This is a genomic window from Haladaptatus sp. CMSO5, from assembly GCF_036689885.1.
Taxonomy (GTDB): domain Archaea; phylum Halobacteriota; class Halobacteria; order Halobacteriales; family Halococcaceae; genus QDMS2.
In genome coordinates this window covers 367686-392972 of sequence record NZ_JBAHVW010000001.1, presented here as the reverse complement: position 1 = coordinate 392972, position 25287 = coordinate 367686, and the positions used below count along the sequence as shown (strand labels likewise).

Here is a 25287-nt window from a genome sequence, read left to right as displayed (position 1 = left end):
GGCATGCAGGTCATACCCACGAAACGAACGCGACGGGAGAACTGTCACGTCCACCTGCCACGACGACTAAAAGTCCCGAAACCCCCTCGTTTCCGCTGGAACCCTTATTCTTCAGACTGCTCTTGCATCGCTTCGACTTCCTCCGCGCTTACGGCCCGTCCGCTCACGTCTGGTTGTTGGTCGCCCATCGCGCCGTAGTGCTGTTTGAAGTCTGCTGCGTGCGGGAAGAACTTGGCCGGGTCGTCGTGTTTGAACGAGCCGAGCATCGTGCCGTCGAGTTTCTGGACGTGGGTGTAGATTTCGCCTGCTTCCATCGCGTGGGAGACGAGGTTGCCCGCATTCCAGAGTTCGTACTGCCCGGCGATGAAGATGGCATTTTTCGAGGGTTCATCGAGCAGTTTGGTGACGAAAAACACGTGGCCGTCCATCTCCTTGCGGAACACGTCGTAGGTCGAGAACTCGCCTGCTTCGAACGTTTCGACGAAGTCGTCTGCGTAGTTGCCGGGGATGACGTGGACGAGACCGAAGCGACCTTTTGGCCCGGCGTCTGGTGGCTCGGTCGCGGTGTGACCCGCGGCGACGTAGTACGCGTTCCAGCCCTGGTCTTCGTATGCTGCGGCCATGGCTTTCATCTCGTCGATGGTGGCCGTCCAGCCGTTTTTCAGCACGTCTGCGTCCTGGGCCAGCCGGTCTGCGTACTCCTGTTGGTCGTCTCCGTGTTCGGGCATACTCGCTCTAGACCGCTACTCCCGGTAAAAGTTGTTGACTCTAGGCACCAATCCCCAAGCCAAACTCCATCACGAGCGAGACGAGAAGCGTCAGGAGGCTTGCGAGAAACAGCTTCGTCGACCCCCGCATCCGGTCGTTTACCGGCAGGGTCGTCCCTTTGAGCGGCGGCACGCGGTAGGTCAGCCGTTCGAAGGGCGTTTCGTCCCGACTCGTATCGCTCTCGTCTTTCCACGGCGCGCTTGGCCGCAACTGGAAGGCAGCGACGCCGAAGGCTAGAAAGCCGAGCACGAACAGCAAGTTCTTCACGCCCGGCCAGCCGCCGCCGAGGCCGAAGCTCACGAGCGCAGAAATCGAGAAGAGGACGAGCGTCACCGCACCGACGTACACCAGCGCATCGATCGCTTGCTGGGTTCGCAGTGACGGCTCGGTGCTCATCGAGCGAAGATGTGTTCGTCTAAGTACTCAGACGGTTCCTGATACTCGGCTTTGTGGCGATGACACAGGCTCAGACGGCCCGACTCGCTCACCGAAAGCTGTTCGGGTTTGATGGTGTCTGCGTCGCCGTTTGCGCGCTGTGCGTCTTCGGGGACCACGCCGTCACAGATGCTGCCGAACTCCGCGCGAAGGTAGGCAGCGGCGTCTTTCTCATTGCCGCTTGCGACGAGTTCCTCCGCTTCGGTGAGGTGGGTGCGAATCTCCGCGGGCACTTCGAGGTCGCCAAACACCTCGCGGTTTATCTCCTCGATGTTCGAAAACCGCGTCTCCATGCCAAGCACTTCGCGGGCACGCTCACCAATCGACTTGTCTGCGCGCGTGCGCTCACGAACGATTTCGCGGAGTAACTCGATGCCACTCCACACTTCGTCGTCTAAGTCTTCGTACTTTGGCGGGCGAATCTTCGTCGGACACCGCGTGCTGAACGGACAGCCCTTCGGCGGGTCACGCGGGCTCGGTGGCGTCCCACGGAGCGTGATGCGCTCGCGTTCAACCGTCGGATTCGGATCTGGAATCGCAGACAGCAACGAGAGCGTGTACGGGTTCGCCGGGTCGGTGAACAGCTCTTCTGTATCGCCAATCTCCATGATGTGGCCGAGGTACATCACCGCGGTTCGGTCACAGATGTGACGCACCACAGAGAGGTCGTGGGCGATGAACAGATACGTCAGCCCGAACTCTTGCTGTAAGTCATCAAGCAGGTTCAGAATCTTCGCCTGCACAGACACGTCGAGCGCCGAGACGGGTTCGTCGAGTACGACGAATTCCGGTTCGAGCGCGAGCGCGCGGGCGATGCCGATGCGCTGGCGCTGGCCACCGGAGAACTGGTGGGGATAGCGGAAGTAGTGCTCCTCGCGCAGGCCAACGGTTTCGAGCAGGTTTCGCACCTTATCCCGGCGGTCGCGGGGCGTGCCAATCTCGTGTACGTCGAGTGGCTCGCGGATGATCTCCCCGACCGTCATGCGGTCGTTGAGGCTGGACTCTGGGTCCTGGAAGACAATCTGGGCGTTGCGCCGCCAGTTTTTCAGGTCGGAGCCAGACAGTTTCGTGATGTCCGTCCCTTTGTACTTGACCTCGCCACCGGTCGCCTTCTCTAAGCGAACGAGCGTGCGGCCAAGCGTGGTTTTCCCACAGCCGGACTCGCCGACGAGACCGAGCGTTTCGCCTTTCTTGATTTCGAAGTTGACGCCGTCAACTGCTTTGACGGGGTTCCCACTGAACAGCCCGCTGCTCTCATAGTAGGTCTTTAATTCGTTAACCTCGACCAGCGTCTGGCCCGTTGCGACGGTCGTCTCGAACTCGCTTGCGGTTTCACTGCTCATTGTTCATACACCTCGCTTCGCGCGCGGTGGGTTTCGACTGCGTCCTCCCGCGTCCCGTCCTCGGGATACAGGAGACAGGCGGCGGTGTGGTTGTCTGCCGATTCGTGAATCGGGACCGACACCGGGTGGACCGAGTTACACTCATCGAACGCCTTCGGGCAGCGCGGTGCGAACCGACAGTAGGTCGCCGGTTCGTTCGGCGTCGGCACCTCGCCTTTGATGGTGCGAAGCCGATCTTCGCCCGGATGGCGGCCCGGAATGCTTTCGAGCAGCCCCTCGGTGTAGGGGTGTTTGGGGTCGCCAAACAGCTCTTCGACCGGTGCGGACTCGATGATTTCGCCCGCGTACATCACGTTCACGCGGTCTGCAATCTCCGCGATGACACCCATGTCGTGGGTGATGAACATGATAGAGAGGCCGCGTTCTTCTTGAATCTCCTCTAAGAGTTCGAGAATCTGGGCCTGAATCGTCACGTCGAGCGCCGTGGTTGGCTCGTCTGCGATGATGAGCTCTGGCTTGCTCGCCAGTGCCATCGCGATGACCGCACGCTGGCGCATCCCTCCAGAGAACTGGTGGGGGTACTCGTCAACGCGACGGCGGGCGTCCGGAATGCTCACGGCTTCGAGCAGGCGGACGGCCTCTTCGGTCGCCTCGTGGCCGCGCAGGCCGCGGTGGAGGCGAAGCACTTCCTTGATCTGGTTCCCGACGGTGTACACCGGGTTGAGCGAGGTGAGCGGGTCTTGGAAAATCATCGAGATGCCGGGCCCGCGAATCTTGCGGTACTCGGCCTCGGTTTTCCCAACCAGCTCTTCGCCCTTGAAGCGAATCGACGACCCGTCTAAGATTCGGCCGGGTGAGTCGACGATGCCCATAATCGAGCGGGCGGTCACCGACTTCCCTGAACCGGACTCACCGACGATGCCGACGGTTTCGCCTTCGCGGATGTCGAAGCTGATGCCGTCGACCGCGCGGATGACCTCCTTGTCAGTGAAGAACGCCGTCCGCAGGTTGCTGACGTCGAGGACGGGCTCGCCCGTCTCTCGCTGGGTGGACTGTTCGAGTTCGTCCATGGAACTCATCCACCACCACCTCCGGCGGCGGCAGCAGCCTCACCACCGGTGTCGTCACCAACACCACTTTTGGGGTCGAGTGAGTCGCGGATGCCGTCACCGAGCGCGTTGAACGCGGTCACGACGAGCACGATGAGTAGGCCGGGGATGAGCGAGACGTGCCACGCATCGGTGGTCACGTAGTTCTGTCCGGCGCTGATGGCGCTGCCCCATTCAGGGGTTGGCGGCGAGATGCCAAGCCCGAGGAACGACAGCGCAGAGGTGCCGATGATGATGCCACCGAGCGTCATCGAGCCGTAGATGAGCAGGTAGCCGAGGATGTACGGCAGCATGTGCTTTTTCATCGTCACGGTCGAGCGCTGCCCGTAGCTGCGGGCGGCGTCAACCCACTCTTGCTCTGAGACCTGGAACGCAGGCCCGCGGATCGCGCGCCAGAGGAACGGCCAGCCCGTCCCGGCGAAGATGAGCGCAATCAGCAAGCCGCCGTTGTAGATGCTCGACAGCCAGTGGTCTTGGAACACCACCGAGAGCAAGATGAGGATGAGCAGTTGTGGCAGACTCATGATGGAGTCGCTCGCCACAACCGTTGCGAGGTCAACCAGCCCCTTGTAGTACGCCGTGAGCAGGCCAAAGCCAGCCGCGAGGAACGTACTCAGGCTGATGGAGACGAGGCCGATAAACAGCGACACCCGCGCCCCGTGTACCATGAAGGTAAACAAGTCCTGTCCGGGTGTTGGCATGGTGCCAAACGGATGGAACCTGCCGAATTCGTCGTACTGCCACGGCTGGATGTTCGTACTCCCCGCCCCGCGCGAGGCGGTCATCAGGTTCGCGTCACCGACGAACGCCTCTTGGACGGACTGGGTGTCTTCGTTGAAGTACTTGAACTGATTTTCGTACGGTCGGTCGATGTTCTCGTCGAACGTCGTTGGGCCGAGCGTTGGCGCGAACACCGCCATAATCACGAACAGGAACACGATGATGAAGCCGAACTGGCCCCACCGGTGGTTTTTCATCCGGCGCACCACGTCGTCGCGTGGCGTCCAGTCTGCGTAGCGGTAGTTGTCGCGGAACACCTTGTAGCCGACGAGCACCCACGCGAGGAACGTGAAGGCGTAAGTGTAGGTGAGCAACACGCGGATGAGCCACGCCCACTTGGGTTCGAGCCCGAGGAAGGTGTTCACCCACGGGCCGTTTGCCGATTCCTGATAGCCCTGATTCGGGATGAGTTCCCGCGAGGTGAGCGTTGGAATCTGTGCGGCACTGGCCGAGGCATCTTTGAATGCGGCAGCGAGCGACGCGCCAGTACCGCCCGGAATCGCAGCTATCACCGACGAGATGAACCCGAGCACGGTCGTCGCAACCGCCCCGAATTCGAGCACGAACAGGAGTGCCATGATGGAACCCCAGATGAGTGCAGGACGCGGGTTCTCCCTGACACGCTGGAGAAGCGGTACGTCTTCTGTTACACTGTTTTGGCTCATTGTTAGTTGTTATCGTAGCCGACTCGTGGGTCGATGACGGTGTACAGGAAGTCCTGCAGGATGTTCACAGAGAGCGTAAGCAGGATGAAGATGTACATGAGCGACCCCACGAGTGGGAGGTCGCCTTGGACGGTTGCGTCGAAGAACAGCTTGCCAATCCCGTTGATGGCGAAGACGGTTTCGACGAGCACGGAACCACCGATGAGCAAGAACGCCTCACCCGTGATGATGGGGACGAGCGGGATGAGCGCGTTTCTGAACACGTGTTTCCAGACGATTGCGCGCCGGGGCAGTCCCTTTGCGCGCGCTGTTTCGACGTAGTTCGAATTGATGGTCTCTAACACCGCCGTCCGGCCAATACGCATCTCGTTACCCATCGAAGACGACCCGAGCACCAGCGCGGCGGGCATAATCTGTTTGACCGCCGCGAGCAATCGGCTCGGGTCTGAGAGGTTCGTGAGTTCAGGAGAGCGAATGATGTTCGTTTCGACGATCCACGCACTCCAGTTGAAGCCGAACAGAACCTTCTGTGACTGGGTGAGCAGACTCACCAGAATCACGGCGAGCCAGAAGTTCGGCATCGCCCGCCAGACAATCCCTCCGAACGAGGCGATGTAGTCGCTCCAGGTGTTTGGGTGGAGTCCGGCGTAAAAACCGAGCGGGATGCCAATGAAGATGGCAATCAGGACCGACCAGAAGCCGAGCCAGATGGTGCGCGGCGCACGCGTGGCGATGACTTGGTAGACGGTGGTGTCAGGGCTGATGACCCAGGACTGCCCGAGGTTGAAGGTGAACAGGTCCCAGAGGAATTGGAAGTACTGTTCCCAGATGGGCACTGGCTCACCGCTTACTGTTTCGAGGCCGAGGCGGACGGCAATCTCGTGGTATGCTTCTGCAGATCCTGTCGGCCCGAGAATCGACGCGACCGGGTCGACCGGCCCTACCCGGATAATCAGGAAGGTGATGGAGGTCGAGAACACGAGGATAGGAATCGCGAGCAGCACCCGCCGGAGGAAGTAGCTCCAGCGACTCACGATTGGTCACCCCCGTGTCGTTGTGTATAAGTCATAATTAATGCTGTAGGCTATTGTTTGGTTACCTGTTACGGCAATTATCTCTTTCGTTCCCGAAGCACGCTAACAGCGTTCAGCAGTGCGAAAAAACGGAAACGAGCGGGTAGAAATTACTGCTCTTTCCAGGTGCGGTTAAGCATCTGACGCGAGGTCCCCATGCCACCGAACACTGGCACGTGAACGTTGTTGTAGTAGAAGCGCTCGCGGAGGTTGTGGAACGTGTTGACGAACACGACGTCCTCCCAGTTTGCTTCTTCCATCTCGACGTACGCTTCGTTACGGATTTGCTCTGCTTCTTCCGTTGGGGCGCGGTTGTCGAGGACGCGCTGGAAGGCTTCTTCTGCGCGGTCGGACGCCTCGGTGCCGCTCCAGTTCGTGTAGGAGAGTGGCCCCTCTTGGGAGGTGTCCGTGCGTGGTGGGTAGATGAGCTGCAGGAAGTTGTCTGCACCCGGCCAGTCAGCGATCCAGCCGAGGGTGTAGGCTTCTAAGTTGCCGTTGCGACCGCGCTCGAGCATCGCGGCGAACTCTGCCTGCTCGATTTCGAGGTCGATGTAGGCTGCGCCGAGACGACCCTGGAGGATCTCTGCAATCTGGCTCCACGTCTCGGAGGTGTAGTGGGTGAAGGTCAGGCTGTAGCGGTTGTCCTCGCCGTAGCCGGCTTCTTCCATGACCTGCTGTGCGCCCTGTACGTCTGCTTGGTTGTAGCCGTACGGGTAGCTCTCTTCTGCGTGGGTGTTGTACGCGTTCCCTGCACCTGGGTAGATGAGCGGTGGCGTGAGGTGGTACGCCGGTGCGACGCGGCTCTTGAACACCTGCTCTGCGAACTCTTTCTGGTTGGTCACGTAGGCGACTGCCTGACGGACTGGCTTTGGCACGCTTGCCGTGTTGAAGCCGAAGTAGAAGGTCGAAATCTCTGGCACGCGGACGTAGTTGACCGTCTCGCCGTTGCGGACGGGACCGTAGGTACCGATGTCGCGGCCGAGGTCGTCGGTGTTGTCAACGGAGACGAGGCCGGGGTCGTACTGTGGGGTCGGAATGGAGAGGAAGTCGGACTTCTTGTCCATCGACCACTCGTACGCCGCGTTGTCGTCTTCGATGATTTCCCAGTTGACGCTGTCGAGGTAGGCCTTCTCGCCGTGGTAGTCCTCGTAGCGCGTGACCGAGGCGTTCGAACCCTGGTCCCAGTTGCCGAACTTGAACGGCCCACAGCCGATTGGGTTGCTCGTTGCGAATTCGCTGTGTTCCATCTCACCGTCGTAGCCCTCGATGTCGCCAACGATGCCTTCTGGAATGCAGGCGAAGGAGGTGTAGGCGAGCATCGCGAGGGTGGACGCGAATGCCTGCTCAAGCTCGAAGGTGAGTTCGGTGTCGCTCGTCGCTTCCGCGGAAATCGAGCCGGGCACGTAGGCATCGTCGGAGTCGGTCTCGTGGACCATGCCGAGCGAGTCGAGAATGAAGTAGGTACGCCGCGAGTTCTCGGAGGCCGCGAGGCGCTCCCAGGAGTAGACGAAGTCAGCCGCTGTGACCTGCGACCCGTCGTGGTACGTGGCGTCTTTGAGCGTGAACGTATACTGCGTGAAGTCGTCGTTCGTGGTATAGTCTTCTGCGAGGCTCTGGACAACCGCCGTCTCCCCGTTCGGGTAGATCATGAGGTTGTCGAAGATCTGACGAATGACGCGGCCCGACGCCGTGTCTGTGGCCTTGATTGGGTCGAGCGTCGTCATCGTGGAGTTGATGAGGTTGAGGGTTCCACCCGTCTGGGCCTCCATCTCCTCCGTCGTCGTCGTGTCGCCGCCGTCGGTGGTCTCGCCGCCGGTGGTCGTCGTTTCTTCGTCACCGCCACCGCCGGTACATCCGGCAAGTGCCATCGCGGTCGCAGCTGCACCCGTCGCTTGCAGGAAGCGACGTCGGTTGAGGCTGTTACTGTCTGTCATCCATCTGCTCCTTTCCTTTGTTACCCGATAAATTTACCGCTGTTTCGCTGTGGCGTCCCATGCCGTCCGGTAGCACGGTTTTGGTATACTTTGACATGGCATTAAGCACAGATTTGTCTTAACGCTTTTTGGGAATATACCTGTCGTAGGGTAAAATTTGCACTTCACCTATCGCTACCTCTTGAAAGTAGACAGTTCACCCGTCCGCGCGTGCGCTAAGAACTCCGTCGATTAATCGTAAAAGATGATGGCGATAGCCCCGTGACACTGCGTACCGTGCCGTCCCAATTCGGAGCGTTTATATTGTTTGTTATGATATAGCATAGTATGGCACCGGACATTACGGCTCGGTCGGAACCGGTCTTTGACGAAGCCGAGGTTATGGCCTCGGTCGATGAAGCGGGGAGCATCTCCCGACTCATCATTGCCGACATTTGCCGTGATGACGCATGGGTATCGTGTCCGGTCAACAACACCGTGACACTCTCGGCCTGGGCATAACCCACACACCTTCTTTCAACCTCACTCCCCGCGCACAGACCTGTACATTTTTCATCGCCGCCACCGTGGCGAGCGTATGCACTATCGGGAAGTCTCCACCGCCCGCGAGTTCGTCACTCGCTTAGAGACGGGTGCCGACTGGCGCGAAGAGCTCGAATCGCTCGCCGCCGCCGAAGGCATCGACGCAGCGTTCTTTTTCGGACTCGGTGCGGTGCAGGACGCAGAAGTCTGGTTCTACGACCAGACCGACACGGAGTACTATCCCGTCGAATTCGACGAACCGCTCGAAGTCGCCGCCTGCGTGGGCAACATCTCGTGGCTCGACGACGAGCGCTTCGCCCACACCCACGCCGTCCTTTCGCGGGCGGACGGCGAGAGCCTCGCTGGCCACCTCAACGCGGGCACCGTGTTCGCCGGTGAGGTGTACGTGAAAACCTTCGAGGAACCGCTCGAACGAACCTTTGACGACACCACGGAACTCGACCTCTGGCCGCTATGAGGCCGGAAGACGAGCGCTACTTCGAGACGCTCGAAAACCGCTTAGACGAGGCGATGGCGCTCGCGACGAAGGCAAAAGAGCAGGGCAACGACCCCAAACCCGAAGTCGAGATTCCGATTGCCAAAGACATGGCAGACCGCGTCGAGAACATCCTCGGCATCGACGGGGTCGCCGCCCGCGTCCGCGAACTCGAAGACCAGATGAGCCGTGAGGAGGCGGCGCTCGAACTCGCCAAAGACTTCGCAGACGGCAAAGTCGGTGACTACGAAACCCGCGAAGGAAAAATCGAAGGCGCGGTCAGGACGGCGGTTGCCCTCCTCACCGAAGGCGTGGTCGCCGCACCCATCGAGGGCATCGACCGCGTCGAAATCGTCCCGAACGACGACGGCAGCGAGTACGTCCGCGTGTTTTACGCCGGCCCGATTCGCTCTGCGGGTGGGACGGCACAAGCACTGTCCGTGCTCGTCGCAGACTACACCCGCGCGCTCATCGGCATCGACCAGTACAAACCGCGCGACGACGAGGTTGAACGCTACGCAGAAGAACTCGAACTCTACGACAAAGAGACCGGCCTCCAGTACACGCCAAAGCCCAAAGAGACGAAGTTCATCGCCCGAAACTGCCCCATCTGCTTAGACGGGGAGGCAACCGGCAGCGAGGAGGTCTCCGGGTTTCGCGACTTAGAGCGCGTCGGCACGAACAACCCTCGCGGTGGGATGTGTCTCGTCCTCGGTGAAGGGATTGCCCAGAAAGCGCCGAAAATCAAGCGTTACACCTCCGCACTCGACGAAATCGACTGGCCGTGGCTCGATGACCTCATCGACGGCACCATTGGCAAAGACGACGGGGAGGAGGAAACTGACGAAGAGCCCACAGAGATCGCAGACGCAGACGAGGAGGCCGTACCCGAGCCGGAACCAGAAGTCGACGGGCCACCGCGCGCCAAACCCAAGACCAAGTTTCTGCGCGACCTGATTGCGGGCCGCCCCGTCTTTTCCCACCCGAGCATGCCCGGCGGCTTTCGCCTGCGCTACGGCCGCTCGCGCAACCACGGCTTCGCAACCGCGGGCGTCCAGCCCGCCACGATGCACGTCGTAGACGACTTCCTCGCAACGGGCACCCAAATCAAGACCGAACGCCCCGGGAAAGCAGGCGGCGTGATTCCCGTTGACTCCATCGAAGGCCCCACGGTCAAACTCGCAAACGGGGACGTGCGCCGCATTGATGACCCCGCAGAGGCGCTGAAACTCCGTAATGGTGTGGTCGAAATCTTAGACCTCGGGGAGTACCTCGTCAACTTCGGCGAGTTCGTCGAGAACAACCACGAGTTGATTCCCGCGTCGTATGTCTACGAGTGGTGGATTCAGGACTTCGAGCACGCGGGCGCAGATGTCCAAGCGCTCGCAGACGACGCGCGCGTAGACGTAGAACACCCTGACCCAGCCCAAGCGCTCGCGTGGGCCGAGGCGTACGACGCGCCACTGCATCCCGACTACACCTACCTCTGGCACGACCTCACCGTCGAGCAGTTCGAAACGCTCGCAGACACAGTTTCGCAGGGGTATCTCGATGACGGGGCGCTCTACGTGCCGAACACGGACGACGCGAGACAGGCGCTCGAATGGCTCCTCATCGAGCACTCACAGGGCCCAGAGGAGATTCGCATCCCGACGTGGAAACCGTTCGTCGCGTCGCTCGGCCTCAGCGAGGAGTTAGACAAACAATGGGACGACCTCTCTGCTGAATCCCGAAACTGGCCAAATGCACACAAAGCCGTGAACGAAGTCGCTCCGTTCACCCTCCAAGAACGCGCGCCGACCCGCATCGGGAACCGCATGGGGCGGCCCGAAAAATCGGAAAAGCGCGACCTGAGTCCGGCGGTTCACACCCTGTTCCCGATTGGTGAGGCCGGGGGCAACCAGCGCTCGGTTTCGGAAGCCGCGAACCACTTCGCCGACCGCAACGCCGTCCGCGGCGAGGTCGAAGTCACCGTAGGCAAGCGCACCTGCACCGCCTGTGGCGAAATCACGTTCAAAAACAAGTGCCCGAAGTGTCAGAGTTCGACCCAACCCCAGTACGAGTGTTGGAGCTGTGAAATCGAGGTCGAACCCGACGAAGCAGGCCGTGCAGAGTGCCCGCGCTGTGGCAAGGAAGCCTCCAGTGAATGGCGCCGCCCGGTCAACATCCGCGAGGAGTATCGCAACGCCCTCGATAACGTGGGCGAACGCGAGACCTCCTTTGACATCCTGAAAGGCGTGAAAGGCCTCACGTCGAAACACAAGACGCCCGAACCGATGGAGAAGGGCATCCTCCGGAGCAAAAACGGCGTCTCCGTGTTCAAAGACGGCACCGTCCGCTACGACATGACCGACCTGCCCGTCACCGCCGTCCGCGCGGACGAACTCGACGTCACCGCCGACCAACTGCGCGAACTCGGCTACTACGAGGACATGAACGGCGACCCCCTCGAACATGACGACCAAGTGGTCGAATTACGAGTGCAGGACATCGTCCTCTCAGATGGCGCGGCAGAACACATGCTCCGCATCGGCGGCTTTGTCGATGACCTGCTGGCCCAGTACTACGACCTCGAACCGTTCTACGAGTTCGAAGACCGGCAGGATTTGGTCGGCGAACTCGTCTTCGGGATGGCTCCCCACACGAGTGCCGCCGTCGTCGGCCGCGTGATTGGCTTTACGAGTGCAGCCGTCGGCTATGCCCACCCTTATTTTCACGCCGCGAAGCGAAGAAACTGTGACGGGGATGAAGATTGCGTCATGCTCCTCATGGACGGCCTGCTCAACTTCTCGAAGCAGTACCTTCCGAACAAGCGCGGCGGCCGCATGGACGCTCCGCTCGTCATGTCCTCGCGCATCGACCCCTCGGAAATCGACGACGAGGCGCACAACATGGACATCGTGGACCGCTATCCCCGCGAGTTCTACGAGGCGACCCGCGAGATGGCAGACCCCGGCGACGTGGACATCAAAATCGCAGAGGAGAATCTTGGAACCGACCGCGAGTACACCGAGTTTCGCCACACCCACGACACCTCAAACATCGCGCTCGGCCCCGACCTCTCTGCGTACAAAACGCTCGGGTCGATGATGGACAAGATGGAGGCGCAACTCGAACTCGCGCGAAAGCTTCGGGCCGTCGATGAAACCGACGTCGCAGAGCGCGTCATCGAGTACCACTTCATGCCCGACATCATCGGCAACCTCCGGGCCTTCTCACGCCAGAAAACCCGGTGTCTCGACTGCGGCAAGAAGTTCCGGCGGTTCCCGCTCTCTGGTGACTGCAACGAGTGTGGCGGCCGGGTCAACCTCACTGTCCACGAAGGCTCCGTGAAAAAGTACGTGGACACCGCCATCCGCGTCGCAGACGAGTATGGCGCACGCGAGTACACCAAACAGCGTCTCGACATCCTCGACCAGTCGATTCGTTCGGTGTTCGAGAATGACAAAAACAAGGCGTCGAAGATTTCTGATTTCATGTAGAACCTTTTTCCGGCGGGGGGTCGCGTTGCGACCCCCGCTGGCAAAAACGTTCATGAAAAAGGCCGAACGCGCCGCTGGCGCGTTCGGATGCCGCACTTAACGGCTTCCGCAACAGCAACCGCCACCGCACTGACTCGCTACCGCAACCGCCTCCGCAACCGCACAACATCCGCACCGCATTCGCACTGCTTCTGCCCGAACTCATTCTGCCAATCCTGACTGTTTTAGCGACTAACGTGGCGTTTTATCCCGTCAGCGAGCGAATGTCGTGGGTATGGGTGACACTGAACAAACACACGCTGAGAAGAAACTCCCGTTCGGCCTTGACGTGTACGACGAAGGTGGCGAGAAACTCGGGACAATTCGCGGGTTCGACGAACACGGCTTCTACGTCACCACGAACGACGGCCCCGGCGGCCTCTCAATTGAGCACCTTCGGGCAGGCCACGAGTTCGGTGAAGGCGAGTTGATGTGGCGCTGTTTCTCGTGTGGCGAGATGGGGGACATCAAAGATGACCTTCCCGACACCTGCCCGTCGTGTGACGCACCGAAAGAGGACCTCTACTACTACACGGAAGACTGATTTTCTCTCCGGGGCCACTCCCGGTATGGATATTGTCGTGTTCGGCGCGGGGAGTTTGGGCAGTCTCATTGGCGGCCTTCTCGCCCGCGAACACGACGTGACGTTCGTCGGACGCGACCCGCACATGCAGGCCGTGCGTGAGTCGGGACTCCACCTCGGCGGCGCGTTCGATTTCACCGTCCACCCCGAGGCGGGCACGACCGTTCCCACGAGCACAGACCTCGTCGTCGTCACCGTCAAGGCCTTCGACACCGAGGCGGCGGCACGCGCCCTCGCGGACTGTTCTGCAGACGCCCTGCTCACTCTGCAAAATGGGATGGGAAACGAGGAAACCCTCAGCGCGCTGCTCGATTGTCCCATCCTCGCTGGGACGTGCACCTACGGCGCGGTGAACCCGGAACCGGGCCACGTTTACTGTACCGGCATCGGCGACGTAGTGCTCGGCATGCCGGGCGGCGGGAACGCCCCGCTCGCAGCCCGCGTTGGCGAGGCGTTCGAGACGGCCGGAATCGTCACCACCGTCGCCGCCGACATGCCGCTTCGCCGGTGGGAGAAACTCGCGGTGAATGCGGGAATCAATCCCGTTACTGCCCTCGCGCGCATCGAAAACGGCGAGATCCTTGACGGGCCGGCACACGAGCTGGCAACTGAAGCCGCCCGCGAAACCGCCCGGGTCGCCCAGTCGCTGGGTATCGACCTCACCGAAGCCGCCGCCGTCGCTGCGGTCGAAGCAGTCGCAGCGGCCACGGCTGAAAACACGTCGTCGATGTTCCAAGACATTCGCTTAGACCGGCGGACGGAAATCGACGCCATCAACGGCTACATCGTCGCGCACGCGGGAGCCGTTCCCGTCCCAGTGAACGCGTCGCTCACGAACTTGCTAAAAGCGTGGGAGAAGCGTCACGCACGGGGTGCGTGAGCCAGAAGACCGGTTAGAACGGAGCCTGTGGGCCTTCGTTTTCGTCGCTGTCGTCGTCGCCGGGGAAGTTCGGCGTCATGCCGTGGCCCATTCCCTCGTCCATGCCGTCCATGCCGGTGGTGGCGTGGACTTGGTTGATTTCGGGAATCTCTTTGACCATCCGGCTCTTGATCGCCTGAATCGTCATCGGCGAGATGCCACAGCCACTGCACGCACCGCCGAGGGAGACCGTGACCGAGCCCTCTTCGCGGTTGATGTCTTGGATGGCCGCACTGCCGCCGTGCATCTGAATCTGCGGGAAGTTGCGCCGCAGGAAGTTCATAACGCGCTCTTCTAAGTCGTCTTCTGGCTCTCTGGATTCCGTGCTCATGGTCGCGGCTATGGGACGATTCTCCTTAGATGTTTGGTCTTCGGTTATTCGCGGAGGTCGAAGACGGCTTTGAGTTCTTCGTTGATGTAGTCGAGATACGCCGAGAGAACAGCATCCAGTTTCTCGTCGTCGACGATGACCGCGGTCACGCGCTCGTGGGGGTTTTCTGGGAGGTCGATGCGGAACTCGCCGTCGCCCTCGTAGAACGGTTCGCTCTCGTTCAACACTTGTTGGTCGATGGCGTGGATGAGTTGAGAGTCGTACTCGTCGTTCATGCGGTTGAACGCCGACTTGTACGCCTGCTGGAGTTGGGGGAAGTAGTGGACGTACTTGTCCTCGAACTTCTCCGGGTCGAACTCGGTCATGGCTGGTGAAAGGAGAACGGCGGATAAAAATTGGCCGAATCAACGAAGGTCGAGAGATGCTGCTGCCGTGCATCGAAGTGTCGTGGTACACCCCTCCGGATTGTATATCGTCCTATTCCATTTATCACGCGCAGTCCCTCGATATGGAGACTCGCTGCTAGCGGCCGCGAACCCGCCTCATTTCCTGTCTAACCGCTCTTCGAACCACTCCCACTCGCGCCCGAACTGGTTCGTCTCCTTCAGGTTCCACACGTCTGCGTCTTCGACCACGTCGCCAACGCGATACGACTGTATCATGTTCCAGAGCCACATCCCCACCCCAAGGAAGAGGATGAGCGCGCCCACGGTGGCGGCGCGCTGGAGCGGGACGAACACTTCGGGGTAGGCAGCATACCGCCGGGGGAGCCCGGCCAATCCCATCAACAACATCGGGCTGAAGGTGAGGAACGTGCCGAGGATGCTCACCCACGCGTGCGCCCGGGCCAGCCGCTGGTTGAACATTCGCCCGGTGAGGATGGGATACCAGTAGTAGCTCGCCGCGAACATGGCGAACACGATGATGCCCACCAGAATCAGGTGGAAGTGCCCGACGACGTAGTAGGTGTCGTGGAGCAGGAGGTCAACTGGAATCGAGGCGAGGAAGACGCCCGTGACCCCGCCGATGATGAACGTCGAAATCCCACCGACGCAGAAGATCATCGGCGCGGTCAGCCGAATTTTCCCGTTGTAGAGCGTGGTAATCCAGTTGAAGGTTTTCACGGCGCTCGGGATGGCAATGGCCAGTGAGACGGCCATGAACGACGCGCGCAACCGGGGGTCCATTCCGGTGGTGAACATGTGGTGGGCCCACACACCGAACGAGAGTACGCCGATGGCGAGCGTCGAGTAGACGACGAACTTGAACCCGAACAGCTTGCGTCCCGCGAATTTGGGGAGAATGTAGCTCACGATGCCAAACGCCGGGAGGACGAGGATGTACACTTCTGGGTGGCCGAAGAACCAGAACAGGTGTTGCCAGAGGGCGGGGCCACCGGCTTCGAGCGAGTAGAAGAACGTCCCGAAGTTCCGGTCGAGCAGGAGCATAATCATGGCACTCCCGAGCAGGGGGAACGCGAAGATGATGAGGCCGCTCGCGGTGAGCATCGTCCACGAGAAGATATCGAGGTTCGCCCAGTTGATGATGCTCGAATCGCGTTCTTCGACGATGGTGACGATGATGTTTATGGCCGCCATCACGGTGGCAATCCCCGAGAGATGGAGACCCAACAAGAACAGGTCAACCTCCGGATTCGCCACCGCACGCGACATTGGTGTGTACATCGTCCAGCCAATCGTCGGCGGCTTGATGGCGAACAGCGCCGCCGTCGGGAAGCCAAGCGGCGCGAGCACTTTGGCGATGACTTCCGTAATCAGCCCCGCGCGTACGAGCAATAGCGCGGGCGGCAGCAACCAGAACGCGATGGCGTTCACACGGGGGAACGCCATGTCGTCTGCGCCCACGAGCGTCGGGATGAAGTAGTTCGCAATCCCCGTGAACACGGGCGTGGCGAAGAAAAACAGCATCGTGATGCCGTGGGTGGTGAACAGCGCGTTGTACGTCTCTGCACTCCACACCGTCGTTTCTGCGGTGAGCAACTCGGTGCGCATCATGAGCGCGTCGATGCCACCCCACAGCCCAGCCACGGTGGCGAGCAGCAAATAGAGCAACCCGATGTCGGCGTGATCCACGGTGGTAATCCACCGAAGGAGTCCAGCCGGTTTCTCACGGGTCGCTGTCTCTGCCGATTCGATAAACCCGCCGTCGGTGAGCAGGCGCTTTGAGCCGGTTGTTCTGAGGAGGGCGAGCGTGGCGAGTGAGATACACGCGGCGACGAACAGGACGGTTGGGTTCATTGATGGGACTCCGAGAGGCTCGCGTACACTGCGCCGAGCGTGAAGCCGTAGGCGAGGTGGGCAAGCAGGGTGGTGACGCCGTACATCAGCAAGATGGGGCCTGTGAGGCTCCCTCTGCCGAGCACGATGAAGATGACCCAGAAGGCGACGGCAAAGCCCATCCCGCGGACGGCGGGGTCAGGCCACAGCGGCAGATAGTTTTCGAGCGAGATGAACAGGAGGGGCCAGGCGAAGATGCCCGCGAGGGCAAACAGGATGAAGCCAAGCGCCGTTTGCCCGGGAAGGCCAACGAATCGAGCAATCACGTCGAACAGCCCGATTTGCGACCGCGTCTCCACTTCGAACATGACGAGCATCACCGAAAGCAGGGCCATACCGGCGGCCCCTCCCGCGATGGCGCTCAACGGTCGGTTCATTGGTTGGGCATCCTACCCGTGGGATAAAAACGTTCGCGGCCATCGTTTGTTCAACTGGCAATTTTCGAGATGCGGCTCGTGTGAGCCGCGTTATCCGCAAATTCCGCCTTCTCAGGGTGTTTCACGCCGATATCCACTGGCAAAACAGGCTGGGAATAAACTGTATATTGCGATATAAAATTCCGTCTGCGACCTCTCACGCCGGCTGCGTGAGCTCCCGGCACAACGCCCGTCGGTGGCTTTTTGGTCGATTCACGACTCCTGCCGTCGATGACCATCGTCTACTTCGTTCGCCACGCCCACTCGCCGTGGCTTCCCAATCGAGAAGCCACCCACCCGCTCTCCGCCGCAGGCCACGAGGCAGCCGCCAACCTTGCTGCAACGCTCACTGACTGCCCCATCGACACAGTTACTCCAGTCCCTACGCTCGCGCCGTCCAGACGGTCGAGCCAATCGCCGCCGACCACGACCTTCCCGTCGTGATCGTTGCCACTTCCACGAGCGCCAACTGACCGATGGGCCAGTGGAGGCGATTGGCGAAACCTTCCAACGCGCAATTGACGCCGTCTGGGCTGACTGGGACTTTGCGTGGCCGGGCGGCGAGTCGAACCACGAAGCCCAGGCGCGGGGTGTGTCCGCACTCGAAGCCGTGCTCTACGCCCACGCGGGAGACCACGTCGTCGGCATCCACGGCAACCTCCTCACGCTCATTTTGAACCACTACGACGACCGCTTCGACGTCGAGTTTTGGCGCAACAGACTTTCGATACCGGACTGTTATCGCATCGAATTTTCAGGCGGTGAGCTGCATTCAAGCGAGCGTCTCCCGGCTGGCCAGACCTGACTGCTCGCTGGCGTGTGAGCGAAACAGAGAATTTCTCACCGTGCGAATAGCCTAGTAGCCGAGCGTGAACTCGGTGGGGGCGCTATGCAGACAGTAATGCCGAGAATTCTCATCGTGGGGCGTGATTTCGACATCACCACGTCCCTCGTGCGAGACCTCAGAGAAGCGGGCTACGATGTAGACGGTATCCACAGCCACGGCGATATCGATGCCGTCTGGCAACAGGGCTACTTTGACGCCGTCGTCCTTGGCGGCGGGCTCTCAGAAGAACAACGCGCCGCGTGGCTCACCACGCTCGAAACCCGTTCGCCGGGAACACCCGTGTTCACCAAAGGGTTGGATGGCGTCCCCGGCGGAATGTCCACGTATCTCGCATCGGTGGTTGGCCAACTCGGCCCGAACGCGAGTCTCTGAGTTTTTCAGTCACGACGATTGGGTGTAGCGTTCCTGCTCGACGTAGGTGATTTCGACGACGACTTTCTGGTCTGTGTGCGTTGCGACGGCACTCGCGATTGCGGGTGCCAACCCCGAATACGCCCGGTCAGGCGGGCGACGGATGACAACGGTGACTTGCTGTTCGTCGGTGAGCAGTCCTGCGTCCGTAATCGACGTATCGACGCGAACGAGTTCGAGTTCGCGGTACTCCGTCTGTGACAGGATGTTTTCGACGTCGCTGTTGACCGTGTTCTCGAACGAAACCTGTTGAGTCGTCACGGCTCCGGCGACGGCGAGCGAACTCACGACGAGGACGGCCGCCGCAATCGCACCAATCGACGGTCGCCCGATGTCGCCGTTTTCGACCCGACCCGGCCGGTAGCCGAGATAGCGCAACACGGCAAACCCGGAGAGATTGATCGCCGCCGCGTTCATGATGAGCAGGACGAACGCCCCAGCGGCGACCGTTGGGTACCCCCACGCAATACCAATTCCCACCGCCGCGGCGGCGGGGATGAGCGCGGCAGCAATCATGACACCGATGAGTGAGGCGGGAAGCGCCGTTGCCAGCCCGAACGCGCCCGCCGCCCCCGCGCTGATACCGACGATAAACGAGAGAAAGCCCGGCGAGATGCGTTGGCTAATCTGGTCGACCGTCTCGACGTCGAGCGCGGTTGGCATGAACGCCGCCGACTTCAACACCCACCCGAAAGCGGCCGCGCCAACGATGGCGAGCGCCAGCCCATACACCTGCGCGCGCATGCCCTCTGCGAACATTTTCCGGTCGTCGAGGACGGCACCGACGCTCGCGGTCAGCGCAGAGCCAACCTGCGGGGCGATGACCATCGACCCGACGACGATGGCCGGTGAGTTGAGCAACAGCCCTGCCGTCGCCACGAGCGCAGAGAGCACCGTCATCGCGTAGTACGTCACTGGATTCGGGTGCATGTTGCGCGCCTTCGTCCGAATCTCTTCGCTTGCGATGCGGTCGTTTTCGTCGGTTCCCTCGATGTACTGTGCTTCGAGCTCGCTGAATCGCGGCGTGTGCACCGTCTCTGCGTTCAACACAACCGTGTACTCTTCGCGTTCAATCCCGGCTTCTTCGAGTCGGTCTAAGACGTGCTCGACCGCCTGTGGTGGGAGGGGAAAATGAAAGACCATGCCGTCGCCCGTGCCCTCTTCGACCGTCGAGATAGAATCGATATTTTCGTCGTCGAGGATGTCCTCGACGGAAGCCCGGTGTTCGCTTGGAACGAACACCTGTACGAGACGCATATCACCTTTCGCGCGAGGATGCGTATCAGTGATGCGGCCGTTTCACAGCCGGTCAGGACAACTGCTCTCCGACGAGGCGGTCTGCTTCCGCGATGAACGCCTGCTCTTTGCCCTTCGGGACGGTCGCACCCGCCGCGACGTTGTGGCCGCCACCGTCGCCGCCGACCGACCGCGCCGCCTCGCCAATGACCACCGAGAGGTCGAGCCCCTTGCGGACGAGCGCGGGCGACCCGCGCGCAGAGACCTTCACCTCCTCGGGTTCGTCAGTCTTGTCTGCGAACGCGAAGATGGGCACGCCGCGGTCGATGCCGTCTGCGCCCACGGCCATCCCCGCGATGATGCCGACAATCGTCTCGCGGATGCGGTCGCCCGCGTGGAACCACTGGATGTGTTCTTCCCGATTCACGCCCTCCTCGGTGACCCAGCGCAGACCATCCGAGAGATTTCGACGGTGATTCGAGAGCAGTTTTCGCGCACGGTCGAGTGCCCCTTCGCGGTCCCCGAGACAGACAGCGAGTCCCACGTCCGCGCGGTCGTAGCGGGCGGTGGCGTTGAGCAGTGTCGAAAACTCACTCGGGTCGCGCAGTTCCGTCCCCTCGTCCTCTGTGGCGAGCGTATAGGACGTGCCCACCAAACTCTGAATCCGGTCTGCGGGCACGCCACGGCTGATGGCGTGTTTGAGCAACGCACTCGCAAGTGTCTGGCGCTCGTCGAGCGACAGGTCAACCCAGCGCCGCCACTCGTTCCCGTCTTTCAAGTCGAGGTCAAGCTTTGAGAGGAAGTTGTGCGCCCCGCGCTCTGAGTTCGAAATCCCGGGGATGTTGATGTCGCTCGCGTATTCGAGGAGCTTCGGGAGCGGTCGCGTCTGTTTCCCATAAAAGGTGAGGTCGGTGCCGGTGTCGAGGACGCCGACTTCGACGCCCTCTGCCACGATGTTCGCGTTCGCGCCCAGCAACTCGCCGTCGGTGGCTTGCATGTCGCCTACCGCGCCGACGACGGCGAGGGCGGCCAAGTCTCGATTGTCCGCGCGCGGGCTTTGCCCGCTTGCGTTTTCCGAGGTGCTTCGCACCTCGCTACCCCCTAAGGCTCGCGCGAGCACGTACGCCGCGCCCGCACCCGAAAGTTCCGAGGCTCCATCCAACCCGAACAACAGCGGATTCAGATGGAACGCTGTCTCGGTCTCTGCGGGCTGGTGGTGGTCTGCGATTATCGGCGTAAAATCGCCCGCCTCCTCGTGAGCGCCAATCGCGTCGAGTTGCCCGCTGCCGAAGTCAGTAAACAGAACCGTCTCGTAGTCACACGCCGCAATCGAGGCGATTTCGGTCTCGTCCAGTTGCTTTTTGAACACCGTCTCGAAGGGAATCTCCGCGCGTTCGAGCGCGCGAGAAGCTATCGCTGCGCTCGTGAGTCCGTCTGCGTCGATGTGCGAGGCGAGCAGCACTTTGTCCGCCTCGCGGAGACGGTCAGCGCACGCCTCGGCGCGGGCTTCGAGTTCGGGGACGGGACCGGCCATTATCCATGGTTGGGGCGGTATCCCGTTTAAAGACTCGCTTGCTGCGAGCAGAACAGTTAGTTTGCAGACGCCGCGACGACTGCCCGCGCGAGCGTCTCGAAATCCGCCTTTTCAGGCACCACGTCGACTGCGATTCCAAGTCCCTCGGCCGTCGATTTCGTGGGTTCGCCAATGACGCCGACTACCGCGTCGTTCAGGCCCGCCAGTGCTTCACTGCGAATTCCGCGGGCTTCGGCGGCGTCCAAGAAGTTCTGGACCATCAGCGAGGAGGTAAAAATCGCGCCGGAAAGCTCGCCTGCGGCGGCCGCCTCTGCGGAACTTCCGGCACCCTCAGGACGCACGAGTTCGTACAGAATCGTCTCGTGGACGTAGGCTCCGGCGGCTTCGAGACCGTCGGTGAGGACAGGGCTGCCGTGGTCGCTTCTGGCGACTTCGACGCGCGCGCCGTCCACGTCGGCAGCAAGTTCTTCGACCAATCCGGCAGACGAAAATTCGTCGGGGATGCGGTGGACGGGATACTCGAAGTCGCGGAGTCGGCTGGCGGTTCCCTCGCCCACCGCGCAGATGGTTCCCTGCGCGTTCCAGCCCGTTTGGTTCGCAAGTTCGACGCCGGTCTTGCTCGTGAGAATCGAGAAGTCGGCATCTTCGCGGGGCGCGGTTCCGGTCGGGCGGACTTCGAGCATGGCGTCGCCAAGCGCGGTTGCACCGAGCGATTCGATGAATTTGACTGCTGCTGCGAGGCGGCCGTCATCGGGACGGAAGACGGCAATCATCGGAGGAACTCCTGTACCTTCTCGCGGGTCGCGGCGACTTCACCAATCACGGTGATTGCGGGCGGTTTGATGCCTTCTTCGTCGCGCACGTTGACGATGGTGTCGAGCGTGCCCATCGCCACGCGCATGTCGGGCCACGTCGCGCGTTCGATGAGTGCGACGGGAGTATCAGGGGCCATGCCCGCTTCGAGCAGTGCCTTCGTGTAGTTCGGGAGCTTGCCGACGCCCATCACGACGACAATTGTGCCGCCGGTGTCCGCGAGCGCCTGCCAGTTGACCGCCGATTCCTCTTTTGTCGGGTCTTCGTGACCCGTGACGAACGAAACGCTTGAGGCGTGGTCGCGGTGGGTGACGGGGATGCCCGCGACGCCCGGCCCGCCAATCGTCGAAGTCACGCCGGGGACGATTTCGAACGGAATTTCATTCTCGGCAAGGTGTTCCATCTCCTCGCCGCCGCGGCCGAACACGAATGGGTCGCCGCCTTTGAGTCGCACGACGGTTTTCCCCTCGCGGGCAAGTTCGACCAGCCGGTTGTTCGTGTACTCTTGGGGCGTCCACTCGCCGCCGGCGCGCTTGCCCACGTCCTCGCGTCGGGCTTCGGGAATGAGGTCGATGATTTCCGGGCCGGGCAGTTTGTCGTGGAGGACGACGTCGGCTTCATCGAGCAGGCGGCGGGCTTTGACGGTCAGCAACTCGGGGTCGCCCGGGCCGCTGCCGACGAGATAGACCTTCCCCGTCATGTTATTCCTCGCTGTCGAGTGCGCGCTTTGCTTCCTCGACGAGTTCGCGCGCCCCTCGGTCTGCGAGTTCGTGGGCAAGGTCGCGGGCTTGGACGGGGTGGCGTTCGATTTTCAAATCGCGGGTCACGGAAATCGTGTCTTCACCATCCTGACTCAGCACGCGAACGGTCGTGTGGACGTGTGCGCCTTGCACGACGGCGTGGACGCCGATTGGCGCGATACACCCGCCGTTCAGTTCCGCGAGAATGGTTCGCTCGACCGTCGTCTCGACGCGCGTTCGAGGATGGTCGAGTTTCTTGTGGAGGAAGTCGCCCAGTTCGCCGTCGAGGGCGGTGACCGCAATCGCACCTTGGCCGGGCGCAGGAACGAACGAGGTCATCGGCAGGCGCTTCATGTTGACTTTCTCGTCTAACCCGGAGCGCACGAGGCCGGCTTCGGCCATCACGAGCGCGTCGTAGCGCGGCTCTGGGTCGTATTCGAGGACGCCCTTTTCGAACTCGGAGAGGTCGTTGAACCACTGTTCGAAGTTCCGGCGGTACTCGTTTTCGTAGTCGGGATTGTCGAGATTCCCTTTGCGCGCGTGCTCTGCCTCCATGCGCTGTTCGTGCTCTTTCTGCAAACGGGTGGCAAACAGCTTCTGGACGCGGGTATCGACGTTGCCGCGGATGGGTTCGACCTGCAGGTCAGGGCGTCCCGCGAGCAGCTGGGCTTTGCGCCGGAGACTCGACGTGCCGACGACCGCGCCCTGCGGGAGTTCGTTCAACTCGCTCCCGTCCTCGGTCACGAGCACGTCGCCGGGGTGGGTGCGCTGGGGGACGCCCGCGACGACGAGATTTTCAGGCATCTCGGTCGGCATGTCTTTCATCGAGTGGACGGCGGCGTCAACCTCGCCGTCGAGCACTTTTTCGTCCAGACTGCGGACGAACGCGCCCGTCTTGCCCAGTTGGTGGATGAGGGCGTCTTCGAGTTGGTCGCCCGTGGTCTCCACCTCCACGAGTTCGACCTCGTGACGGCGGTCTTCGAGCGCCGTCTTGACGATGCTCGCCTGTCGCAGCGCAAGGTCAGAGCCTCGCGTGGCTAGGCGAATCGTCGTCTTCTCGGTAGTCATTACGTGGCTCTCTGCGTTCGACGTGCAAAAGCACATTCGTTCGGGGTCAGGCGGTGACCGCGACGCCAGTGCAATAGGCTGCCTACAAAAAACGCTACAGCGCGTGTTTGTACGCTTCGAGCGTCTGCTCGATGTCTTCTTCCGTGTGCGCGTAGCTCACGAACTGGGATTCGAACTGATTGGCCGTGAGGAAGATACCCTGTTCTTTCATCTTCGGCCAGAACAGGCGTTCCCAGCGGTCGGTCTCTGCGGCTTTCACGTCGCCGCCGTTTTTCGGACAGGTCGAATACCGCGGGCAGTCGGGGTTCTGGGTACACCCAGCCTCGCAGTGGCCGTCCCACGAGTCGGGCGCGTCGCGGGTGAAGATGAGCTTGAACATGCTGTCGGTGCCCGCCACGGTGTACGACGGGGCCTGGTCTTCGACGAGGTCCGTGAGCCCCCGACGCAGTTGGTCGCCGAGCGCGTTGATGTGGTCGTACACCTTGTTCTCGGCGGCGAATTTCAGGGTTTCAAGCCCCGCAGCCATCGTCACGGGGTGGCCCGAGAACGTCCCGGCTTGGAACACGTCGCCAGACGGGGTGAACTGCTCCATGATTTCGACTTTGCCGCCGATTGCGCCGACAGGGAACCCGCCGCCGATGACCTTGCCGAACGTCGTGAGGTCGGGGTCGATGCCGAATTTCCCCTGTGCACATCCGAGGCCGCCAACGCGAAAGCCGGTGATGACCTCGTCGAGGATCAGCAGGCTGCCGTGATTTTCGGTAATCGCCCGGAGCGATTCGAGGTAACCCTCGACGGGCGGAACGATGCCGTAGTTGCCGAGAATTGGTTCGGCTATCACCGCCGCAATCTCGTCGCCGTGGGCGTCGAACACCTCGCGGATCGCCTCCTCGTCGTTGAACGGGACGGGAATCGACTTCGCGGCGAACTCGGCCGGGATGCCCGGACTCGATGGGGCGGCCTCCGACGCGTCGCCTTTGACGAGCGTCGATTCCTGTGCGCCGTGGTAGCCGCCTTGCATGACGACGATTTTGTCGCGACCGGTGTAGCCGCGAGCCAGTCGCACCGCAGACACCGTCGCTTCCGTGCCGCTGTTGACAAAGCGCACCATCTCGACGCTCGGGACGTGGCGGGCGATGAACTCTGCGTGCTCGACTTCGACTTCGGTCGGCGCGCCAAACATCGGGCCTTCGGCGACGGTGCGCTGGATGGCTGCGGTCACCTGCTCTGGCAGGTCGTGACCCAGCAAAAGCGGGCCATAGCCGTTCACAAAGTCGATGTAGCGGTTGCCGTCCGCGTCGATGACGTGGCCGCCGTCGCCGCGATTGATGAAGAAGGGATACGGTCTGGTTGCCCGGACTGGTGAGTTGACCCCGCCGGGGAGCACCGACAGTGCCCGGTCGTAGAGTGCGCGCGAGTTCGACTCGTTCATGGCCGGGGCTTCTC

Annotated in this window: 25 protein-coding genes; 8 read left to right on the top strand and 17 right to left on the bottom strand. The window is 61.6% G+C overall.

Features of this window, described 5'->3' with window-relative positions:
- Nucleotides 1–104 precede the first annotated feature (104 nt).
- From V5N12_RS02040 to V5N12_RS02010, 7 genes are all read right to left on the bottom strand, one after another.
- Nucleotides 105–728 (bottom strand): DUF7529 family protein, encoded by a 624-nt coding sequence (locus tag V5N12_RS02040; protein ID WP_332897490.1) that lies wholly within the window; start codon nt 726–728, stop codon nt 105–107.
- A gap of 40 nt (nt 729–768) precedes the next feature.
- Nucleotides 769–1164, bottom strand: a complete 396-nt coding sequence (locus tag V5N12_RS02035; RefSeq protein ID WP_332897489.1) for a DUF7555 family protein — start codon at nt 1162–1164, stop codon at nt 769–771.
- On the bottom strand, nt 1161–2546 hold the full coding sequence (locus V5N12_RS02030; protein WP_332897488.1) for an ABC transporter ATP-binding protein: 1386 nt from the start codon (nt 2544–2546) through the stop codon (nt 1161–1163). The genes V5N12_RS02035 and V5N12_RS02030 overlap by 4 nt, the downstream gene beginning before the upstream one ends.
- A complete protein-coding gene (locus V5N12_RS02025) occupies nt 2543–3625 on the bottom strand; it encodes an ABC transporter ATP-binding protein (protein ID WP_332897487.1) in 1083 nt (360 codons plus the stop codon). The genes V5N12_RS02030 and V5N12_RS02025 overlap by 4 nt, the downstream gene beginning before the upstream one ends.
- The gene (locus V5N12_RS02020; protein WP_332897486.1) at nt 3622–5100 is read right to left on the bottom strand and encodes an ABC transporter permease; all 1479 of its coding nucleotides are present in this window, start codon (nt 5098–5100) and stop codon (nt 3622–3624) included. Before V5N12_RS02020 ends, V5N12_RS02025 begins: the two co-directional genes overlap by 4 nt.
- A gap of 2 nt (nt 5101–5102) precedes the next feature.
- Nucleotides 5103–6134: an ABC transporter permease gene (locus tag V5N12_RS02015; protein ID WP_332897485.1), complete on the bottom strand. Its 1032-nt coding sequence runs from the start codon at nt 6132–6134 to the stop codon at nt 5103–5105.
- A gap of 149 nt (nt 6135–6283) precedes the next feature.
- Nucleotides 6284–8107 carry an ABC transporter substrate-binding protein gene (locus tag V5N12_RS02010; RefSeq protein WP_332897484.1) on the bottom strand — a complete coding sequence of 608 codons (1824 nt, stop codon included), beginning with the start codon at nt 8105–8107 and terminating at the stop codon, nt 6284–6286.
- Nucleotides 8108–8434: 327 nt separating this feature from the next.
- Here V5N12_RS02010 and V5N12_RS02005 point away from each other — a divergent pair, with 327 nt between their 5' ends.
- The 5 genes from V5N12_RS02005 to V5N12_RS01985 all read left to right on the top strand — a co-directional run bounded on the left by V5N12_RS02005 (nt 8435) and on the right by V5N12_RS01985 (nt 14109).
- Nucleotides 8435–8608, top strand: a complete 174-nt coding sequence (locus V5N12_RS02005) for a DUF7556 family protein (RefSeq protein WP_332897483.1) — start codon at nt 8435–8437, stop codon at nt 8606–8608.
- Between the two features lie 76 nt (nt 8609–8684).
- A complete protein-coding gene (locus V5N12_RS02000; RefSeq protein WP_332897482.1) occupies nt 8685–9107 on the top strand; it encodes a PPC domain-containing DNA-binding protein in 423 nt (140 codons plus the stop codon).
- The gene (locus V5N12_RS01995) at nt 9104–12607 is read left to right on the top strand and encodes a DNA polymerase II large subunit (RefSeq protein ID WP_332897481.1); all 3504 of its coding nucleotides are present in this window, start codon (nt 9104–9106) and stop codon (nt 12605–12607) included. Before V5N12_RS02000 ends, V5N12_RS01995 begins: the two co-directional genes overlap by 4 nt.
- 274 nt (nt 12608–12881) lie before the next feature.
- The gene (locus V5N12_RS01990; RefSeq protein WP_332897480.1) at nt 12882–13190 is read left to right on the top strand and encodes a DUF7130 family rubredoxin-like protein; all 309 of its coding nucleotides are present in this window, start codon (nt 12882–12884) and stop codon (nt 13188–13190) included.
- Between the two features lie 25 nt (nt 13191–13215).
- Nucleotides 13216–14109 (top strand): ketopantoate reductase family protein, encoded by an 894-nt coding sequence (locus V5N12_RS01985; RefSeq protein ID WP_332897479.1) that lies wholly within the window; start codon nt 13216–13218, stop codon nt 14107–14109.
- Nucleotides 14110–14122: 13 nt separating this feature from the next.
- Here the strand turns inward: V5N12_RS01985 and V5N12_RS01980 are convergent, their stop codons facing one another.
- From V5N12_RS01980 to V5N12_RS01965, 4 genes are all read right to left on the bottom strand, one after another.
- A complete protein-coding gene (locus V5N12_RS01980; protein WP_332897478.1) occupies nt 14123–14479 on the bottom strand; it encodes a NifU family protein in 357 nt (118 codons plus the stop codon).
- Between the two features lie 44 nt (nt 14480–14523).
- Nucleotides 14524–14844 carry a DUF5783 family protein gene (locus tag V5N12_RS01975; protein WP_332897477.1) on the bottom strand — a complete coding sequence of 107 codons (321 nt, stop codon included), beginning with the start codon at nt 14842–14844 and terminating at the stop codon, nt 14524–14526.
- A 177-nt stretch (nt 14845–15021) separates the two neighbouring features.
- Nucleotides 15022–16737 (bottom strand): cbb3-type cytochrome c oxidase subunit I, encoded by a 1716-nt coding sequence (locus tag V5N12_RS01970; RefSeq protein WP_332897476.1) that lies wholly within the window; start codon nt 16735–16737, stop codon nt 15022–15024.
- Complete coding sequence (locus V5N12_RS01965) at nt 16734–17153, bottom strand: DUF6789 family protein (RefSeq protein ID WP_332897475.1); 420 nt, start codon at nt 17151–17153, stop codon at nt 16734–16736. Before V5N12_RS01965 ends, V5N12_RS01970 begins: the two co-directional genes overlap by 4 nt.
- A gap of 392 nt (nt 17154–17545) precedes the next feature.
- Here V5N12_RS01965 and V5N12_RS17115 point away from each other — a divergent pair, with 392 nt between their 5' ends.
- The 3 genes from V5N12_RS17115 (at nt 17546) to V5N12_RS01950 (ending at nt 18411) form a co-directional block, all read left to right on the top strand.
- Nucleotides 17546–17665, top strand: coding sequence for a histidine phosphatase family protein (locus tag V5N12_RS17115; protein ID WP_442904949.1), 120 nt, complete (start codon nt 17546–17548; stop codon nt 17663–17665).
- A gap of 11 nt (nt 17666–17676) precedes the next feature.
- Nucleotides 17677–17997 (top strand): histidine phosphatase family protein, encoded by a 321-nt coding sequence (locus V5N12_RS01955; protein ID WP_332897473.1) that lies wholly within the window; start codon nt 17677–17679, stop codon nt 17995–17997.
- 96 nt (nt 17998–18093) lie between these two features.
- Nucleotides 18094–18411 carry a hypothetical protein gene (locus V5N12_RS01950; protein ID WP_332897472.1) on the top strand — a complete coding sequence of 106 codons (318 nt, stop codon included), beginning with the start codon at nt 18094–18096 and terminating at the stop codon, nt 18409–18411.
- A gap of 9 nt (nt 18412–18420) precedes the next feature.
- Here V5N12_RS01950 and V5N12_RS01945 read toward each other — a convergent pair whose 3' ends face one another.
- The 6 genes from V5N12_RS01945 to hemL form a co-directional block, all read right to left on the bottom strand.
- Entirely contained in the window at nt 18421–19707 is a 1287-nt protein-coding gene (locus tag V5N12_RS01945) for a TIGR00341 family protein (protein WP_332897471.1), read from the bottom strand.
- A 52-nt stretch (nt 19708–19759) separates the two neighbouring features.
- Nucleotides 19760–21220 carry a DHH family phosphoesterase gene (locus V5N12_RS01940; RefSeq protein WP_332897470.1) on the bottom strand — a complete coding sequence of 487 codons (1461 nt, stop codon included), beginning with the start codon at nt 21218–21220 and terminating at the stop codon, nt 19760–19762.
- A 56-nt stretch (nt 21221–21276) separates the two neighbouring features.
- Complete coding sequence (locus V5N12_RS01935; protein WP_332897469.1) at nt 21277–21993, bottom strand: uroporphyrinogen-III synthase; 717 nt, start codon at nt 21991–21993, stop codon at nt 21277–21279.
- Entirely contained in the window at nt 21990–22733 is a 744-nt protein-coding gene (gene cobA / locus V5N12_RS01930; protein ID WP_332897468.1) for a uroporphyrinogen-III C-methyltransferase, read from the bottom strand. Before cobA ends, V5N12_RS01935 begins: the two co-directional genes overlap by 4 nt.
- Nucleotide 22734: 1 nt before the next feature.
- Nucleotides 22735–23841: a hydroxymethylbilane synthase gene (gene hemC / locus V5N12_RS01925; protein WP_332897467.1), complete on the bottom strand. Its 1107-nt coding sequence runs from the start codon at nt 23839–23841 to the stop codon at nt 22735–22737.
- 94 nt (nt 23842–23935) lie between these two features.
- Nucleotides 23936–25273: a glutamate-1-semialdehyde 2,1-aminomutase gene (gene hemL / locus V5N12_RS01920; RefSeq protein ID WP_332897466.1), complete on the bottom strand. Its 1338-nt coding sequence runs from the start codon at nt 25271–25273 to the stop codon at nt 23936–23938.
- Nucleotides 25274–25287 lie beyond the last annotated feature (14 nt).